At 71.5% G+C, this 14,299-nt stretch carries 16 protein-coding genes and 1 other RNA gene; 8 read left to right on the top strand and 9 right to left on the bottom strand.

Annotated features, from left to right (window positions below; all coding sequences use genetic code 11):
* Nucleotides 1-47: 47 nt before the first annotated feature.
* From MWM08_RS25700 to MWM08_RS25690, 3 genes are all read right to left on the bottom strand, one after another.
* Nucleotides 48-302, bottom strand: coding sequence for a hypothetical protein (locus MWM08_RS25700; protein WP_244457310.1), 255 nt, complete (start codon nt 300-302; stop codon nt 48-50).
* A 213-nt stretch (nt 303-515) separates the two neighbouring features.
* Nucleotides 516-1,103, bottom strand: a complete 588-nt coding sequence (locus tag MWM08_RS25695) for a hypothetical protein (RefSeq protein ID WP_244457309.1) — start codon at nt 1,101-1,103, stop codon at nt 516-518.
* 135 nt (nt 1,104-1,238) lie between these two features.
* A complete protein-coding gene (locus tag MWM08_RS25690) occupies nt 1,239-1,709 on the bottom strand; it encodes a YHS domain-containing (seleno)protein (RefSeq protein ID WP_244457308.1) in 471 nt (156 codons plus the stop codon).
* Between the two features lie 99 nt (nt 1,710-1,808).
* On the opposite strand from MWM08_RS25690, the gene ffs reads away from it, so the two are divergent.
* The 7 genes from ffs to MWM08_RS25655 all read left to right on the top strand — a co-directional run bounded on the left by ffs (nt 1,809) and on the right by MWM08_RS25655 (nt 9,235).
* Nucleotides 1,809-1,901: signal recognition particle sRNA small type (ffs, locus tag MWM08_RS25685), an RNA gene on the top strand.
* A 31-nt stretch (nt 1,902-1,932) separates the two neighbouring features.
* On the top strand, nt 1,933-3,870 hold the full coding sequence (locus tag MWM08_RS25680) for a DNA polymerase III subunit gamma/tau (RefSeq protein ID WP_244457307.1): 1,938 nt from the start codon (nt 1,933-1,935) through the stop codon (nt 3,868-3,870).
* A 12-nt stretch (nt 3,871-3,882) separates the two neighbouring features.
* Nucleotides 3,883-4,206: a YbaB/EbfC family nucleoid-associated protein gene (locus MWM08_RS25675; RefSeq protein ID WP_244457306.1), complete on the top strand. Its 324-nt coding sequence runs from the start codon at nt 3,883-3,885 to the stop codon at nt 4,204-4,206.
* Nucleotides 4,207-4,246: 40 nt separating this feature from the next.
* Nucleotides 4,247-4,843 carry a recombination mediator RecR gene (recR, locus tag MWM08_RS25670; RefSeq protein WP_244457305.1) on the top strand — a complete coding sequence of 199 codons (597 nt, stop codon included), beginning with the start codon at nt 4,247-4,249 and terminating at the stop codon, nt 4,841-4,843.
* A 344-nt stretch (nt 4,844-5,187) separates the two neighbouring features.
* Entirely contained in the window at nt 5,188-5,943 is a 756-nt protein-coding gene (locus tag MWM08_RS25665) for an alpha/beta fold hydrolase (protein WP_244457304.1), read from the top strand.
* Nucleotides 5,943-8,318 carry a spermidine synthase family protein gene (locus MWM08_RS25660; protein WP_244457303.1) on the top strand — a complete coding sequence of 792 codons (2,376 nt, stop codon included), beginning with the start codon at nt 5,943-5,945 and terminating at the stop codon, nt 8,316-8,318. Before MWM08_RS25665 ends, MWM08_RS25660 begins: the two co-directional genes overlap by 1 nt.
* Nucleotides 8,315-9,235 carry a protein-L-isoaspartate O-methyltransferase family protein gene (locus MWM08_RS25655; RefSeq protein ID WP_244457302.1) on the top strand — a complete coding sequence of 307 codons (921 nt, stop codon included), beginning with the start codon at nt 8,315-8,317 and terminating at the stop codon, nt 9,233-9,235. The genes MWM08_RS25660 and MWM08_RS25655 overlap by 4 nt, the downstream gene beginning before the upstream one ends.
* A 9-nt stretch (nt 9,236-9,244) precedes the next feature.
* Here MWM08_RS25655 and MWM08_RS25650 read toward each other — a convergent pair whose 3' ends face one another.
* The 4 genes from MWM08_RS25650 to hisF are packed head-to-tail and all read right to left on the bottom strand — an operon-like array spanning nt 9,245 to nt 11,512.
* Nucleotides 9,245-9,631, bottom strand: coding sequence for a histidine triad nucleotide-binding protein (locus MWM08_RS25650; RefSeq protein WP_244457301.1), 387 nt, complete (start codon nt 9,629-9,631; stop codon nt 9,245-9,247).
* The gene (locus tag MWM08_RS25645) at nt 9,622-10,152 is read right to left on the bottom strand and encodes a GNAT family N-acetyltransferase (RefSeq protein WP_244457300.1); all 531 of its coding nucleotides are present in this window, start codon (nt 10,150-10,152) and stop codon (nt 9,622-9,624) included. Before MWM08_RS25645 ends, MWM08_RS25650 begins: the two co-directional genes overlap by 10 nt.
* Nucleotides 10,149-10,730, bottom strand: a complete 582-nt coding sequence (locus MWM08_RS25640) for a phosphoribosyl-ATP diphosphatase (RefSeq protein ID WP_244460031.1) — start codon at nt 10,728-10,730, stop codon at nt 10,149-10,151. The genes MWM08_RS25645 and MWM08_RS25640 overlap by 4 nt, the downstream gene beginning before the upstream one ends.
* Nucleotides 10,730-11,512, bottom strand: coding sequence for an imidazole glycerol phosphate synthase subunit HisF (hisF, locus tag MWM08_RS25635; RefSeq protein ID WP_244457299.1), 783 nt, complete (start codon nt 11,510-11,512; stop codon nt 10,730-10,732). The genes MWM08_RS25640 and hisF overlap by 1 nt, the downstream gene beginning before the upstream one ends.
* Before the next feature lie 142 nt (nt 11,513-11,654).
* On the opposite strand from hisF, the gene MWM08_RS25630 reads away from it, so the two are divergent.
* On the top strand, nt 11,655-12,026 hold the full coding sequence (locus tag MWM08_RS25630) for a hypothetical protein (RefSeq protein WP_244457298.1): 372 nt from the start codon (nt 11,655-11,657) through the stop codon (nt 12,024-12,026).
* Between the two features lie 277 nt (nt 12,027-12,303).
* On the opposite strand, the gene hisA is transcribed toward MWM08_RS25630, so the two are convergent.
* Both hisA and MWM08_RS25620 read right to left on the bottom strand, forming a co-directional pair.
* The gene (hisA, locus tag MWM08_RS25625; RefSeq protein WP_244457297.1) at nt 12,304-13,032 is read right to left on the bottom strand and encodes a 1-(5-phosphoribosyl)-5-[(5-phosphoribosylamino)methylideneamino]imidazole-4-carboxamide isomerase; all 729 of its coding nucleotides are present in this window, start codon (nt 13,030-13,032) and stop codon (nt 12,304-12,306) included.
* Between the two features lie 238 nt (nt 13,033-13,270).
* Nucleotides 13,271-14,227, bottom strand: coding sequence for a Bug family tripartite tricarboxylate transporter substrate binding protein (locus MWM08_RS25620; RefSeq protein ID WP_244457296.1), 957 nt, complete (start codon nt 14,225-14,227; stop codon nt 13,271-13,273).
* Nucleotides 14,228-14,299: the final 72 nt, after the last annotated feature.

Here is a 14,299-nt window from a genome sequence, read left to right as displayed (position 1 = left end):
ATCGCACGAAGGCGTTAAGGAGGAAAGATGGCGCGGGCGCGGTTCGCTCACCAACGGTCGCGCGGGCCCCAGGCGTAGCGGTGGTCTCGCGAGTGATGGCGCGGCCTCTCCTGGCGCCAGCCATGCCAGGCCGGCGCCGGCCGATGCGGCCGGTACCAGTGCCGCGGCGGCGGCGCCGGGCGGTGGTGCCAGGACGGCGCATGGCCCCAGCCCGGCCCATGGCGGCGATAATCCCCGGCATCGGCGGGGGTGGCGGCGAGCATCGCGAGAAACAGGGCGGCGGCGGAAGCCAGGCGGCGCATCGGGAAATCTCCTTTCCGGCGACGCACAGCAGGCACCCGCGGCAAGGCGGCCCCACGTCCAAGCCGTGGCGGGACCGCGGCAGCGCGTGACGGGATGTGACGGCGCGCGGCCCTCACGCATCACGTCCCCCGAGATGCGCGCCTCCGGTCCCCCGGCGCAGGTCGGGGGCCGGCACCATCGATGGCGACGGTCGAGGACGGCGGTCGCCGGGATCAGTGCGGCCGCGCCGTCGGGTCGCCCGAGCAGCACCGGAGCCAGGGCAGACCGGCGAGCAGGCCGGCCGGCATCGCCGCGGCGCCGTCGGTGAGCAGGGCCTGGAGGTCGGCGTCCGCCGCCAGCGCCCCGTCGCCGAAGGCCGCGCCCACCTCGATTGGGGCGCCATCGACCAGGCGATGCGCTTCCTCCATGCCGAAAACCAGGCCGTGGATGTGCCGCAGCGCGGCGGACAGGGCGCGGTCGCTGGCCGGGGCCGCGGTCGGGTCGCCCTGGCTGGCGGCGAGACCGAGCAGGTAGCCCAGCGCATGGTCGCCACGCAACGAGGCGCGGGCCGCCTGGGGGCAGACGCCCAGCGCGCGCTGGACCGCCCGCGCCGCCAGCAGCTGTTCCAGCAGCACCATGCTGCGGGCATGGCGCAGCCGCGCCGCGGCGTTCCGCTCCGCGGCGGCGAACAGGGCGCAAGCCTCGGCATGGGCTTCGCGCAGGTCGTGCTCGGACACCGCCAGCCAGTCGTCGGCCGCGGGCTCGGGACTCCCGGGCCGCGAGGCGGGCAGGGGGGCGGGTGCGTGAACGAGGTCGAGCATGCCGGCTTCTCCGGGTCGGGGCGGCACGGGCCGTGCCTGTCCCGGAAGGAATGCCCTGAAACGCGACCGGATTGTTCGCCACAGTCTTCATGTGCCCAAGCGGTGGCGTGCATGGGGCCCCACCGCGCGGGTGGGCTATCGCGCGGCCAACGCCGGCCAGTTCGCGTCCCCGCGGGCGATGCGTCCCGGGATGTCGCCTTCCCAGCGGCGCTGCACCGACCGGTCGTAGTTCAGGAACAGCCGGCCATCGACGATCCGCCAGGCGGCAGGGTCGATCGGGGCGGTGTAGCCCTCGCTGACCGCAAAGGCGCAGAAGCCGCCATAGGCCGGGGCGTAGCGCTCGGGGTCGGCGGCAAACAGGTCGCGATGCGCGGCGGAGGCGAAGCGCCAAGTGGCGCCCCGCCAGTCATGGGTGAATTCCGCCCGCCCGGGCACGGCGCGCCCCTGCGTCGCATAGGCGACCACGTCGGTGCCGCGCACCGCGATGCCACGGTCCGCATTGACCTGCGCGGCGCGGCCTTCCTTCGGCAGCAGCAGGGCGCCGAGCGGCACGGCGACCGTCGCACCGGGAATGATCCAAAGCATCGAGCGACGCGACAGGGCCATGGCTGTTCTCCTTCTGCCACGGATTTCGCCGGCGCACCGGCCCCGGTTACGCCCCCCCATTGGCGCGGTGGCGCGCCGGCATGATATGGTGCCCTCGGAAGGTCGGCGGCGGACGGGCTCCTCGCCAACCCGGTCAGGTCCGGAAGGAAGCAGCCGTAACGGGTTCTTGCCCGGGTCGCTTGCCGGCCTTCCACCCTTCTTCGCCCCCCGATCCAGGGACAGCATGGCCTCCGACCTCCTCGGCTCCCCCATTTCCGACCTGGGCGGCGCCGCAGCGGAAGAAGGCCTGCCGGAACCGCCCGCGCCCGAGGGGCCGGGGCTGTTCGGCGAGCCTGCGCCCGCGCCCGCCGCGCCCGCCGCGCCCGCCGCGTCCCCGCCGCCCAAGCCCGCCGCCGCGCCGACCGGCCCCTATCGCGTGCTGGCACGCAAGTACCGCCCAACCCATTTCGACGACCTGATCGGTCAGGACGCGCTGGTGCGCACGCTGCGCAACGCCTTCGCGCAGGGGCGCGTGCATCACGCCTTTTTGCTGACCGGCGTGCGCGGCGTGGGCAAGACCACCACGGCGCGCATCATCGCCCGCGCGCTGAATTGCATCGGTGTGGACGGGAAAGGCGGCCCGACGGCCGATCCCTGCGGCGTCTGTGCCGAATGCCGCGCCATCCTGGCCGACCGCCACCCCGACGTGACCGAGATGGACGCCGCGTCCAACAACGGCGTGGACGACGTGCGGGAACTGCGCGAGGCGCTGCGATTCCGTCCCGCCCAGGGCCGCCAGAAGGTCTTCATCCTGGACGAGTGCCACATGCTCTCGGCCGCGGCCTTCAACGCGCTGCTGAAGACGCTCGAGGAACCGCCGCCCTCCGTCACGTTTGTCCTGGCCACCACGGAACTGCGCAAGGTGCCCGTCACCATCCGCAGCCGCTGCCAGGTGTTCTCGCTGCGCCGCGTGCCGCAGGAGATGCTGCGCGACCATTTCGCCGGCATCGCCGCCAAGGAGGATGTGGCGGTCGAGGCCGAGGCGCTCGGCATGATCGCCCGCGCCGCCGACGGGTCGGTGCGCGATGGCCTTTCACTGCTGGACCAGGCGATTGGTTTGGCAGGCGGCGGCGCCGTGACCGGCGAAGGTACGCGCGACATGCTCGGCCTGGCCGACCGCTTCATGGTCTTCGACCTGATGGAGGCGGTGATGGGCGGCGATGTCGCCGCCGCGCTGTCCATCCTGGACCGCACGCATGAAGTGGGCGCCGACCCGCTGGCCGTGCTGCAGGACCTGGCGGAACTGACGCATCTGCTGACCCGCTTCCGCGCCGCCCCCGCGCTGAAGGACGATGCCTCCCTGCCCGAGGCCGAGCGCACGCGCGGCGCCGCGCTGGCCATGCGCCTGTCGGTGCCGACGCTGGCGCGCGCCTGGCAGATGCTGCTCAAGGGCGTGGCCGAGGTGCAGCAGGAAGGCGTGGACCGCCGCGCGGCCGCCGAAATGGTGCTGATCCGCCTGGCGCATGTGGCGGACCTGCCTTCGCCGGGCGATCTGGTGAAGCGCCTGACATCCGAAGGCGGTGGCGATGCAGCCCCGCGCCCCGCGCCGGGCGGCGGTTCGGGTGGGATGCGGGCGATCGCCGGCGGTGGCGCCGTGGCCTCCGCCGCGCCGGAACCGGTGGCGGCCGCTCTGCCGCAGCCGCGCGAATGGCGCGAGGTGGTGGCACTCGCCTCCGGCGTGAAGCCGCTGCTGCACGCGCATCTACTGCACGACGTGCATCCGGTCCGTATTGCGCCCGGGCGCGTCGAGATCCGCCCCCTGCCCTCCGCCCCGCGCGACCTGGCCGCGCAGCTCACGGCGCTGCTGGCCGAGCGCACCGGCACGCGGTGGACCGTGGCGGTCAGCAACGAACCGGGCGAACCGACGCTGGCCGAACAGGGCCGCAGCGCCGAGACAGACCGCCGCGCCATCGCCCAGAGCCACCCGCTGGTGCAGGCCATCCTCGCCGCCTTCCCCGGTGCGACCATCGAGACCGTGCGCGACGAAGCCGCCGATGACTACGGCCTGGTCGCCACCCCCGCGGCGATTGGCGCCGAACCTGACGACGACGGCCGCGGTTTCGCGCCGCCGGAAGCGGATTCCGCCTGGACCGACGACGACGACATCCCCAACGACGATTGAAGGCACAGCACGATGAAGAACCTCGGCAACATGCTGAAGCAGGCGCAGCAGATGCAGACGCGCATGCAGGAAATGCAGGCCAAGCTGGAAGCGACCGAGGTCGAAGGCTCCTCCGGCGGCGGCATGGTCAAGGTGCGCATGACCGGCAAGAGCGAGCTAAAGCGCGTGACCATCGACCCGTCCCTGATGAACGCCGACGAACGCGAAGTGCTGGAAGACCTGCTGGTCGCCGCCCACGCCGACGCGAAGCAGAAGGTGGAGGCGACGATGGCCGAGGAAATGCAGAAGGCCACCGCCGGCATGAGCCTGCCGCCGGGGATGAAGCTGCCGTTCTGAACGGCGCCACACTCCTGACGGAAAGCCACCTGCAGGCGCGATGATTCCCAACGACCCCGTCGAACACCTGATCGCCCTGCTCTCCCGCCTGCCCGGCCTAGGCCGGCGCAGCGCGCGGCGCGCCGTGCTGAAAATGCTGATGGACCCAGCCGACAAGATGCTGCCGCTGGCCGAAGCCCTGCACGCCGCCGCCGAAGCCGTCCGCCCCTGCGAAACCTGCGGCAACCTCGACACCACATCTCCCTGCCACATCTGCACGGACACGCACCGCGACCGCAAACTCGTCTGCGTGGTGGAAGGCGTGGCGGACCTGTGGGCCCTGGAGCGCGCCCACGCCCACCGCGGCACCTACCACGTGCTCGGCGGACTGCTCTCGGCTCTCGGCGGCACCGGCCCCGACGACCTGAGCATCACCCCCCTGCTCCGCCGCATCGAATCCGACGGCATCGAGGAAGTCATCCTCGCCCTGCCCGCCACCGTCGACGGCGCCACCACCAACCACTACCTGACCGACCGCCTGAAACCGACCGGCGCCACCATCACCCGCCTGGCCCAGGGCGTGCCCATCGGCGGCGCCCTCGACGTGCTCGACGACGGCACACTCGCGGCGGCATTCAAGGCACGGCGGCCGCTTTGACCGGGCGGCGCGTGATCGGGGGGCCAGCCCCCCGGGCCCCCCGCTGGGAGGCAACCGCCTCCCAGACCCGGGGTCAGATGACAGGGTTGGGGGAGGGGCTCGGCGGCGCCACTGGCGCGACGGGCACGCCATGCCCCTCCCCCAACCCTACCATCTGGTCTCCGCGGGTCCGGGGGCACGTATGCCCCCGGCGGGAGGGTCCGGGAGGGCAGAGCCCTCCCGATCACGCGTCCACCCCTGTCAAAGCCACCCGCCGCGCCCTGATCGTCCTCGCCGGTGTTGCCCTCGCCACGCCCGCCGCGGCGACGACGACAGGCGAGCGCTGGTTCAGGACGAGTGACGGCGTGCGGTTGCGGTATCTGGAGGCTGGGTCGGGGCGGGTGGTGGTGTTCGTGCCGGGGTGGTGCATGCCCGGGCGGATTTTTGCGCCGCAGATCGAGGCCTTGTCGCGGCGGTGGCGGGTGGTGGTGTTGGATCCGCGCGGGCAGGGTGGGAGCGAGGTGCCGCGGGAGGGGTATGAGCCGACCAGGCGTGGGCAGGATGTGCGGGATTTGCTGGCGCATCTGGGGGGTGGGCGTGTGGTGTTGGCGGGTTGGTCGCTGGGTGTGCTGGACGTGTTGTCCTATGCCGACCTGGCGGGAGATGGGCGGATTGCGGGGTTGGTGCTGATTGATAATTCGGTGGGCGAGGGGCAGCCGCCGCCGCCGCGGGCATCTCGGTTTTTCCAGAATCTGCGGCAGCGGCGGGATGCGACGGTGCGGGGGTTTGTCGCCAGCATGTACCGCACGCCGCAGGACGCTGCGTATCTCGATGGCATTGCGCGCGATGCGCAGCGCATGCCGGTGGAGGCGTCCATTCGCCTGCTGTCCTATCCGCGGCCGCGGGAGTTCTGGCGGGACAGCCTCTATGCCGTGCGGCGGCCGGTGCTCTATGCCGTGACGCCGCGGCTGCGCGGGCAGGCGGAGGCGGTGGCGCAGCGGCATCCGGCGCCGACGGTGGAGATTTTCGAGACCGCCGGCCATGCGCTGTTCGTCGATGAGCCGGCGCGCTTCAATGCGGCGGTGGATGATTTTCTCGCGCGCAAGGCGGCCTGGTCCTGATGGCATCGTTGTTCCCGTTGTTCCTCATCGCCGGTGCGGCGGTGGGGGTCGAGATCGCGCTCACACGCTTCTTCGCCGTCGCGAGCTGGTCGGAATACGGCTACTGGGTGATCTCGATCGCCATGACGGGGTTTGCCGTCTCGGGCGTGGTGATGGTGCTGGGGCGGGGCGTGTTCCTGCGCCATGCGCGATGGCTGTTGCCGGCGCTGCCGATCGCAATGCTGGCGGTGGGTGGCGCGGGGTGGGTCGGCGCGACGCTGAACGGGTTCAATCCGCTGGAATTGCAGAACCCGGCGACGGCCGAGGCGCAGCTAGTGAACATCGCGCTGTATTACGCGGCGCTGTTTCCGTTCTTCTTCCTCGCGGGTTTGGCGGTGTCGCTGAACTTCGTGGTGCATGCGGACCAGGTCGGGCGGGTCTATGGCTATGACCTGCTGGGGGCGGGCACCGGCGCGGTGCTGGCGCTGGTGCTGATGTTCGTGCTGCATCCCTTCGCGCTGGTGCCAGCGCTGCTGCCGCTGCTCGCGGTGGCAGCGATGCTCTCGGGCGGAACGCCGTGGCGGATCGCGGCGGTGGTGGTGCTGGCGACGACGGAGGCCGCCGTCTTCACGCTGGCCGCGCCGCGGGTGAACGAGTTCAAGGCGATCTATGCGCCGCTGAACGTACCCGACAGCCGGGTGGTGGCGGAGGTGCTCTCACCGCGCGGCGTGTACCAGCTGCTCGACAATTTCACCGAGCGGCTGGACGTCGATGTGTCGAACAATGCGGGGGGCCTGGGCGTGCCGGCGCCGCCGCGGTCCTTCGGGCTGTATCGCGACGGGTCGCGCATCGCGGCGCTGCCGAATGGGCAGCCGGTCGCGGACCATGCGCGCGCGGCGCTGGATGGCGCGCCCTATGCGTTGCTCGATGCGCCGCGCGTGCTGGTGCTGGGCGGGGCGGGTGGGTTCCGCGCGGCGGAGGCGCTGGCCCTCGGCGCATCACAGGTCACGGTGGTGGAACCCGAACCGGTGCTGCGCGATGCGCTGCTGCATGGGATGGGGCCTTCGCCGGCGCCGGCGGCGGATCCGCGCGTGACGATCTCGGCGGCGCATCCGCTGACGGCACAGGGGCGCTTCGATCTCGTGGATTTCGCTGGGGATTTCCTCGGCGCGGATGACCAGAACCGCACGGCCTATACGGCGCAGGCGTTGGCGGGGTTCCTCGAACGGCTGGAGCCTGGCGGGATGGTCTCGGTGCCGGTCGGCATCCGCGAACTGCCGGTCTATGCGGTGCGGGTGCTGTCCACGGCGCGCGAGGCGCTGCGCATCGCCGGCGTGGCGGACCCGGCGCGGCATGTCGTGGTGATCCGGTCCGCGTGGAACCTGCGCGTGCTGGTCGCACGCGACCCCTTCACGCCCGCGCAGGTCGAACGGCTTTCGGCGTTCGCGGAGGAACGCTCCTTCGACCTTTCCTATGCGCCTGGCCTGGTGATGGAAGGGCGGGAGGTCTGGAACGACCTGCCGCCGGTCTCGCTCGAGGCGACCACGGTGGACCAGGGCGGCGCGGCGCAGGACGCGGTAGCGCGGGAGGCCGCGCTGGTGCTGGCCGGCACCGCGCCCGAGGACGCCTTCGACCGTTCGCCGGTCACCGCCGACCGGCCCTGGCTGTCGCCGCTGGTGCGTTTGCCCTCGTTGGGCGCGGCGCTGGATCGCATCGAGATCCTGCCGCAGCAGGAGATCGGCCTGCTCGTGAATGTCGCGGTGCTGGCGCAGGCCATCGTGCTGGCGCTGGTCGTCTCCCTGCTGCCGTTGTTCGCGCGCGGCGCGCTGCGTGTGCCCGCACCGGTGCTCGGCCGCGCGCTGGTGTATTTCCCGGCGCTCGGCCTGGGGTTCCTGCTGGTCGAGATCGCCTTCATCGAACATGCGGCGCTGCTGCTCGGGGACCGCACCTCGGGCTTCGCGCTGGTGCTGACGACCATGCTGGTGTTCTCGGGCATCGGCGCGATGTGGGCCGGGCGGGTCGCGGATGCCGGGCGCGCGCTGCGCTTCGCGGTGGTGCTGGCGCTGGCCTGCGGCGCGCTGGCGCTGGCGGGTGTGCGGCCGGCCGTGCTGGCGGCGCTGGACCTGCCCTGGCTGGTGCGCGCGGCGATCCTGGTGGTGGCGCTCGCACCCATCTCGCTGGCGCTGGGCTTTCCCTTTCCGCTCGGGCTGGACCGTTTCCAGCAGGAGGGACCGGCGCTGCTGCCCTGGGCCTGGGCGCTGAACGGGGCCTTCTCGGTGGTGGCGACGCCGCTGGCCAACCTTCTCGGCCACGGGGCAGGTCTGTCCTGGCTTCTGGCGGCCGGTTTGGTTTGTTACTGTGCGGCAGCCATCGCCTGGCCAAGGACACGCCCATGACGATATCCCGCCGCCCCCTGCTGCTTGGCGCCCTCGGCGCGCTGGCCGCGCCGCCGCTCGTGCAGGCGCAAGGCAGCGCCGCCTGGAACCGCGAGGCCTACCTGGCCGCGATGCGCGCCTCGGGCCGCGAGACCACCATCACCGAGGCGACCTTCACCGCCATCCAGGCCCGCAAGCCCGCAGCGCTGCGCCGGATCGAGAGCTACCTGAAGGCGCGCTTCAACGGCGAGGCCGACCCCGCGGTGATGCGCGCCTTCGAGACTCTGCCGCGCGAATACTTCCACTGGAACTACGAGGGCCGGGCGAACGGTGCGGTGAACGCCTACGAGGCAGATCCGAAGCCATGGGGCCTCGGCTTCGGTTCGGCGCTGTCGGACTACCTGGGCCAGGCCTACATGACGCAGGTCTGCGCGCCGAAGCCCGAACACGTGGTGCTCGAGATCGGCACCGGCTCCGGCTACCAGGCCGCGCTGCTGTCGCGCTGCGTGGCCAAGCAGTATTCGATCGAGATCATTAACCCGCTCGGCACCGCCGTGCAGCGGATCTTCGCGCCGCTGGGCTATTCCAACGTGGAAACCCGCGTGGGGGACGGCTTCTTCGGCTGGCCGGAGGTGCAGGGCGGCTTCGACACCATCATCGTGACCTGCGCCGCGCAATACGTGCCACCGGCGCTGATCCAGCAGCTCAAGCCCGGCGGTCGCCTGGTGATCCCGATCGGGCAGCCGTTTCGCCGCGGCCAGTTCCTGTACATCTATACCAAGGACGAGGACGGGCGCGTGCGCAGCCGCAAGGACGTGGGCGTCTACTTCATCCCGATGACCGGCACGATGATGAACCGCCCGCGTCCGGCCGACGCGCCGAATCCTGAGGGCGCGCCGGCGCGGCCCACGCCGGCGCCCGCGCAGCCGGCGGGCTGACGCGGCGGCTCAGCCTTCCGCGCGCGGCACCATCCGGCCGATCCATCGCCCGCCGAAGATATGGACGTGGAAATGCGGCACTTCCTGCCCGCCATCCACGCCCATGTTCGTCAGGACGCGATAGCCGCCGGCCTCGAGCCCGAGGTCCTTCGCCACCTTTCCCACCAGGCGCCAGAAGCCGGCGACCTCGGTCTCGGTCGCATGCGCCGAGAAGTCGGCCACCGACACGTAGCGCCCCTTCGGGATTACCAGCACATGGACCGGCGCCTGCGGGTTGATGTCGTGAAACGCTAGAGCGTGGTCGCTTTCCTCCACGCGCTTGCAGGGAATCTCCCCGCGCAGGATGCGGGCGAAGATGTTGGCGTCGTCATAGGGCGGCAGGCCGGTCACGGACATGGCGGGTCTCCTTCGCGTGCATCCTCGCCCAGCGCGCCGAAGGCGCAAGCGTAGCGGACCACGCCGTGTGGCACGGCCCGCCCAGGCACGAGCGACAACGCCTGGAAGGCCGGGTGCGCGCACCAGGGGGCGCCGGTGATGCCCTGCGCCGGCGCAAAGCCGAACCGCGCGTAGTAGGCGGGGTCGCCAAGCACCAGCACCGCGGCCGCGCCCACATCGCGCGATGCCACCAGCCCCGCGTGCACCAGCGCCGCGCCCAACCCTCGCCGCCGCACATCAGCAGCGACAGCGAGCGGGGCCAGCGCCAGCACCGCTGCCTCGCCGATCGGCGCGCGGGTGAACATGACATGGCCGCGCAGGCCCTCATCGGCGTCGAGGACCAGTTCGACCGCCACGGCGCCCTCGGTGCGCAATGCGGCGACCAGCGCAGATTCCGCGCGATCCTCGAAGGCGGAGTCGAGCAGCGCGGCGATGGCGGGCGTGTCCTCCGTCCGCGCAGGGCGGATGCGCGGCGCGGTCACGGCAGCTTGGTGGTGCCCGCCGCGCGCAGGATGCCCTGAGGGCGCGACGCCTTCTCGGCGATGCCTGAAATGCCCTGCCGGCGCGCCAGCTCGGCCCAGACCTCGGCCGGCGCGATGCCGGCATCCACCCAGACCACCACCAGGTGATAAAGCAGGTCCGCACTTTCCAGCACGGTCGCGGCGCGATTGCCGGTGGCGGCCTCGATCACGCATTCCACCGCTTCCTCGCCGAGCTTCTGCGCGACCTTCGCGGTGCCGCGGGCGAGCAGCCTGGCAGAATGCGACGTGGCGGCGCTGCCCGCCCGGCGCCGCGCCTCGACCACCTGCCAGAGCCGGTCGAGGATGGCGGCATCCGCACCGGCAATGTCAGGCGCGAGCGGCGCAAGCAGCCGCTTTTCCGCCTTGCGCACAGGCTTGGGCAGCTTGGCCTTGCGGGCTGCCGCAGTGTCGCGCACCACCGCCGGCACCGGCAGCTTGGCCTTCTTGGGCGCGGCTTTCTTCGCGGCGGATTTCTTCGGCGCAGGCTGCTTGGGCGTTGCCTTCTTGGCGGATGTCTTCTTTTTCGCGGCCTTGCCCATCACGCGGCCCTCATGCTGCGCGGGGCGTGGCGCACCGGCAGGCCCGCCGCGACGAGCGCGGCCTTGGCATCAGCGATGCGGAATTCCCCGTAGTGGAAGACGGAAGCGGCGAGCAGCCCGGTGGCACCGGCGAGCGCTCCCTCGGCGAAGTGTTCCGGCGCACCGACGCCGCCGGAGGCGACGATGGGCAGGCGGACGGCCGCGCGCACCGCGCGCGTCAGCGGCAGGTCGAAGCCCTGCTTGGTGCCGTCGCGATCCATCGAGGTCAGCAGGATTTCCCCGGCGCCAAGCGCTTCCACGCGGCGTGCCCAGTCCACCGCGTCGATGCCGGTGCCGCGGCGGCCGCCATGGGTGAAGACCTCCCAGCCCTCGCCGGTCGTGCGGCGGCGGGCGTCGATCGCAACGACGATCGCCTGGCTGCCGAAGGCCTCGGCGCAGCGGCGCACCACCTCGGGGTCGGCCACCGCGGCGGAATTGATCGAGACCTTGTCGGCCCCGGCCAGCAGCAGGCGCCGCGCATCCTCGACCGAGCGCACCCCGCCCCCCACGGTCAGCGGGATGAAGACCTGTGCGGCGGTGCGCGAGACCACATCAAGGATGGTGTCGCGGTTCTCGTGGCTGGCGGTGATGTCGAGGAAGGTGACCTCGTCGGCGCCCTCTGCGTCGTAGGCGCGGGCCTGCTCGACCGGATCGCCGGCGTCGCGCAGGGCGACGAAGTTCACGCCCTTCACGACGCGACCGTCCTTCACATCCAGGCAGGGAATGACGCGCAGTGCGAGCACGGGATCGGATGACCTTCCATCTTGTTCGGATTCCGGCGCGAGGTGACGCACCGCACTGGAAACGCAAGCGATTGCGGCCGAATGATGCGTCGGTCAAGTGAATGCGTGCTGACCAGGGAGCAGGATGGTGCAGGGCCTGGGCGTGATCGAGGACGGCTTCACCTTCACCGAGGCGGAGATTGCGCGCGCCTCGCCCCGCTTCTGGTGGGGCGCGCGCAAGCGGGCGGCCTATGAACGGGTGCTGGAGCGACGCGGCATTCGGCGCGAGCGCGACGATGATGACACCCAACATGAGTCCGACACTGATGACGACCGCCGCAACGCAACCACCGCAGGCACTGCTGGTGCCGCGACACTTCTGATGGCGGAGAATGAGAAGCGGCACGAGGATGGCGGGTCATCCGGCGGCTCGTGGTTCGGCGGGGGCGGAAGCGGCGATGGTGGGGGTGGGTCCTCCGACAGCAGCAGTTCGTCGAGCAGCGGCGGGTCGGATGGGGGTGGGGGCGGCAAATAGCGGCTGCTTGTTCGTGGTCCCGGTGGCGCGGCAGGATCATGCCCATGAAGCCGGTGTCGATCAGTGCGCGTAATTTGCTTGCGGCCGTGTCCGCGGCCTTTTCGCGGCACGCCCCCGGATCTCGGACCTTGCGCCGTACGACGGGGCGGGTGTGGTGCCCAGTCGCCTGCGCCGGGATGATCTCGCCGATGCCGCGTTCCGCGATGCTGTCGCGGCGGCCCGCGCCGAGCCTCAAGGCATCCGCGGCGCGATTCGGCGGGACATGGCCGCCGGCGGGCTACCGCGCCGCCGCCAACGCCGCCGTCACGTCGATCCGCCCATCATACAGCGCGCGGCCAATGATTGCCCCCTCGATGCCCGCGCCCACCGCGCGCAGCGCGACCAAATCCTCAACGCCCGCCACCCCGCCGCTTGCGACCACGGGCAGCGCCACCGCCCGTGCCAGTGCCGCCGTCGCCTCTACATTCACGCCACCCAGCATCCCGTCCCGTGCGATGTCGGTATAGATCACCGCCGCTGCGCCGCTGTCCTCGAAGCGGCGCGCGAGGTCGGTCGCGGACACGTCGCTGGTTTCCGCCCAGCCTTCGGTCGCCACCATGCCATCCCGCGCATCGATGCCCAGCGCTACGCGCCCCGGAAAGGCGCGACAAACCGCGCGGGCAAACACCGGGTCCTTCACCGCGGCGCTACCCAGGATGATTCGCGCCACCCCGGCGGCCAGCCAGGCTTCTGCCACCGCCATGGTGCGGATGCCGCCACCCAGCTGCACCTGCGCACCCGGCACAGCCGCCAGGATTCCGCGCACCGCCTCGGCATTGGCGGGCTTGCCGGCGAAGGCGCCGTCCAGGTCGACCACATGCACCCAGCCGAAGCCAGCCTCGATGAAGGCACGCGCCTGGGCGGCAGGGTCGTCGGCGTAGATCGTGGCTTGGTCCATCTCGCCACGCTTGAGCCGGACCACCTGGCCGCCTTTGAGATCGATGGCGGGATAAAGCGTCAACGTCACGGCAAGCATCCGTATCCGGGAGGGGGTCGCGGCGAGCGCCCCTTTGGCGGCCCCGCCGCGGTTTCCTAGAACAGCGCATGGTCCAGTGGAACCTGCGACGGCAATGGCGTGTGGTCGCTCGGATGACCGGTGCCGCGTCAACCATGGCATCCCGTCTGCCGTGCTGGGCGCGATGACGCCCTGGATCGAATGCGACACGCGTCACCACCAGGCCACGGTTGCCCGGTGCGCGCGTGCCCTATTCTGGCTGGATCCCGGCCGCGCGCGTCACGCGCCCCCATTCCGCGACCTCCGTCGTGACCTCCCGCCCGAAGGCCTCTGCCGGGCCGCCGGCGGGCGAGATTCCCTGCGCACGCAGGCGTTCGGCCACCACAGGCATCCGAACCGCGCGGGACATCGCTCCGTTGATCTGTTCCACCAGCGCAGTTGACATCCCGGCCGGGCCGAAGGCGCCGTACCAGTTCATCGACAGGAACCCTGGGTAGTTCTCCGCGAAGGGCACGACATCGGGCAGCACGGCCTGGCGTTCGGCGCTGCCGATCGCGATCGGCACCATCTTCCCCTCCGCGATATGCGGCAGCGAATTCACCAGGTTGTTCACCAGCGCCTGCACCTGCCCGGACAGCAGCGCGGTCGTCGCCGGCGCAGCGCCATTGAAGGGAATATGGGTGATGTCGAGCCCCGCCGCCTGCTTCAGCCGCTCCATCGTCAGGTGGTTGCCTGTCCCGTGGCCGGCCGAGCTGTAGTTGAGCTGCCCAGGTTTCGCCCGCACTGCCGCCACGAATTCCGGCAAGGTGCGCGCGCCCAAGCCGGGATGCGCCACTAGCAGGAAGGGTGCATCGGCCAAGCGGCAGATCGCAGTGAAGTCGCGCACCGTGTCGAAGGGCAGGTTGCGAAGCACCGACGGATTGATCGCGTGTGAATTGGCCGTGACCAGCAGCGTCAGGCCGTCCGGCGCCGCCCGTGCGACGATGGCACTGCCCGTGCTACCGCCCGCGCCGGGGCGGTTGTCCACCACCACGGACTGGCTCCAGGCTGCCTCCAGCTGCTGGGCCACCATGCGGGCGATCGCATCGGTCGGGCCGCCAGCGGGGAAGGGCACCACGATCCGGACAGGACGCGGCGGGAAGCCCTGCGCGCGCGCCAGTTCCGGCAGAGACAGGCCAGCGGCTAGCACGATGCGGCGACGGAGCACCGGGCATCCTCCCGTGTTTGTTCTGCCGCGATCATGGTGTTGCCGGTCGCGGGCTGTCACGCCCTGTCGCGT

The sequence above is a fragment of the Roseomonas fluvialis genome, from assembly GCF_022846615.1.
Taxonomy (GTDB): domain Bacteria; phylum Pseudomonadota; class Alphaproteobacteria; order Acetobacterales; family Acetobacteraceae; genus Neoroseomonas; species Neoroseomonas fluvialis.
Note: the sequence above shows the minus strand (reverse complement) of the source record. Positions and strands in the feature narration are given on the sequence as shown.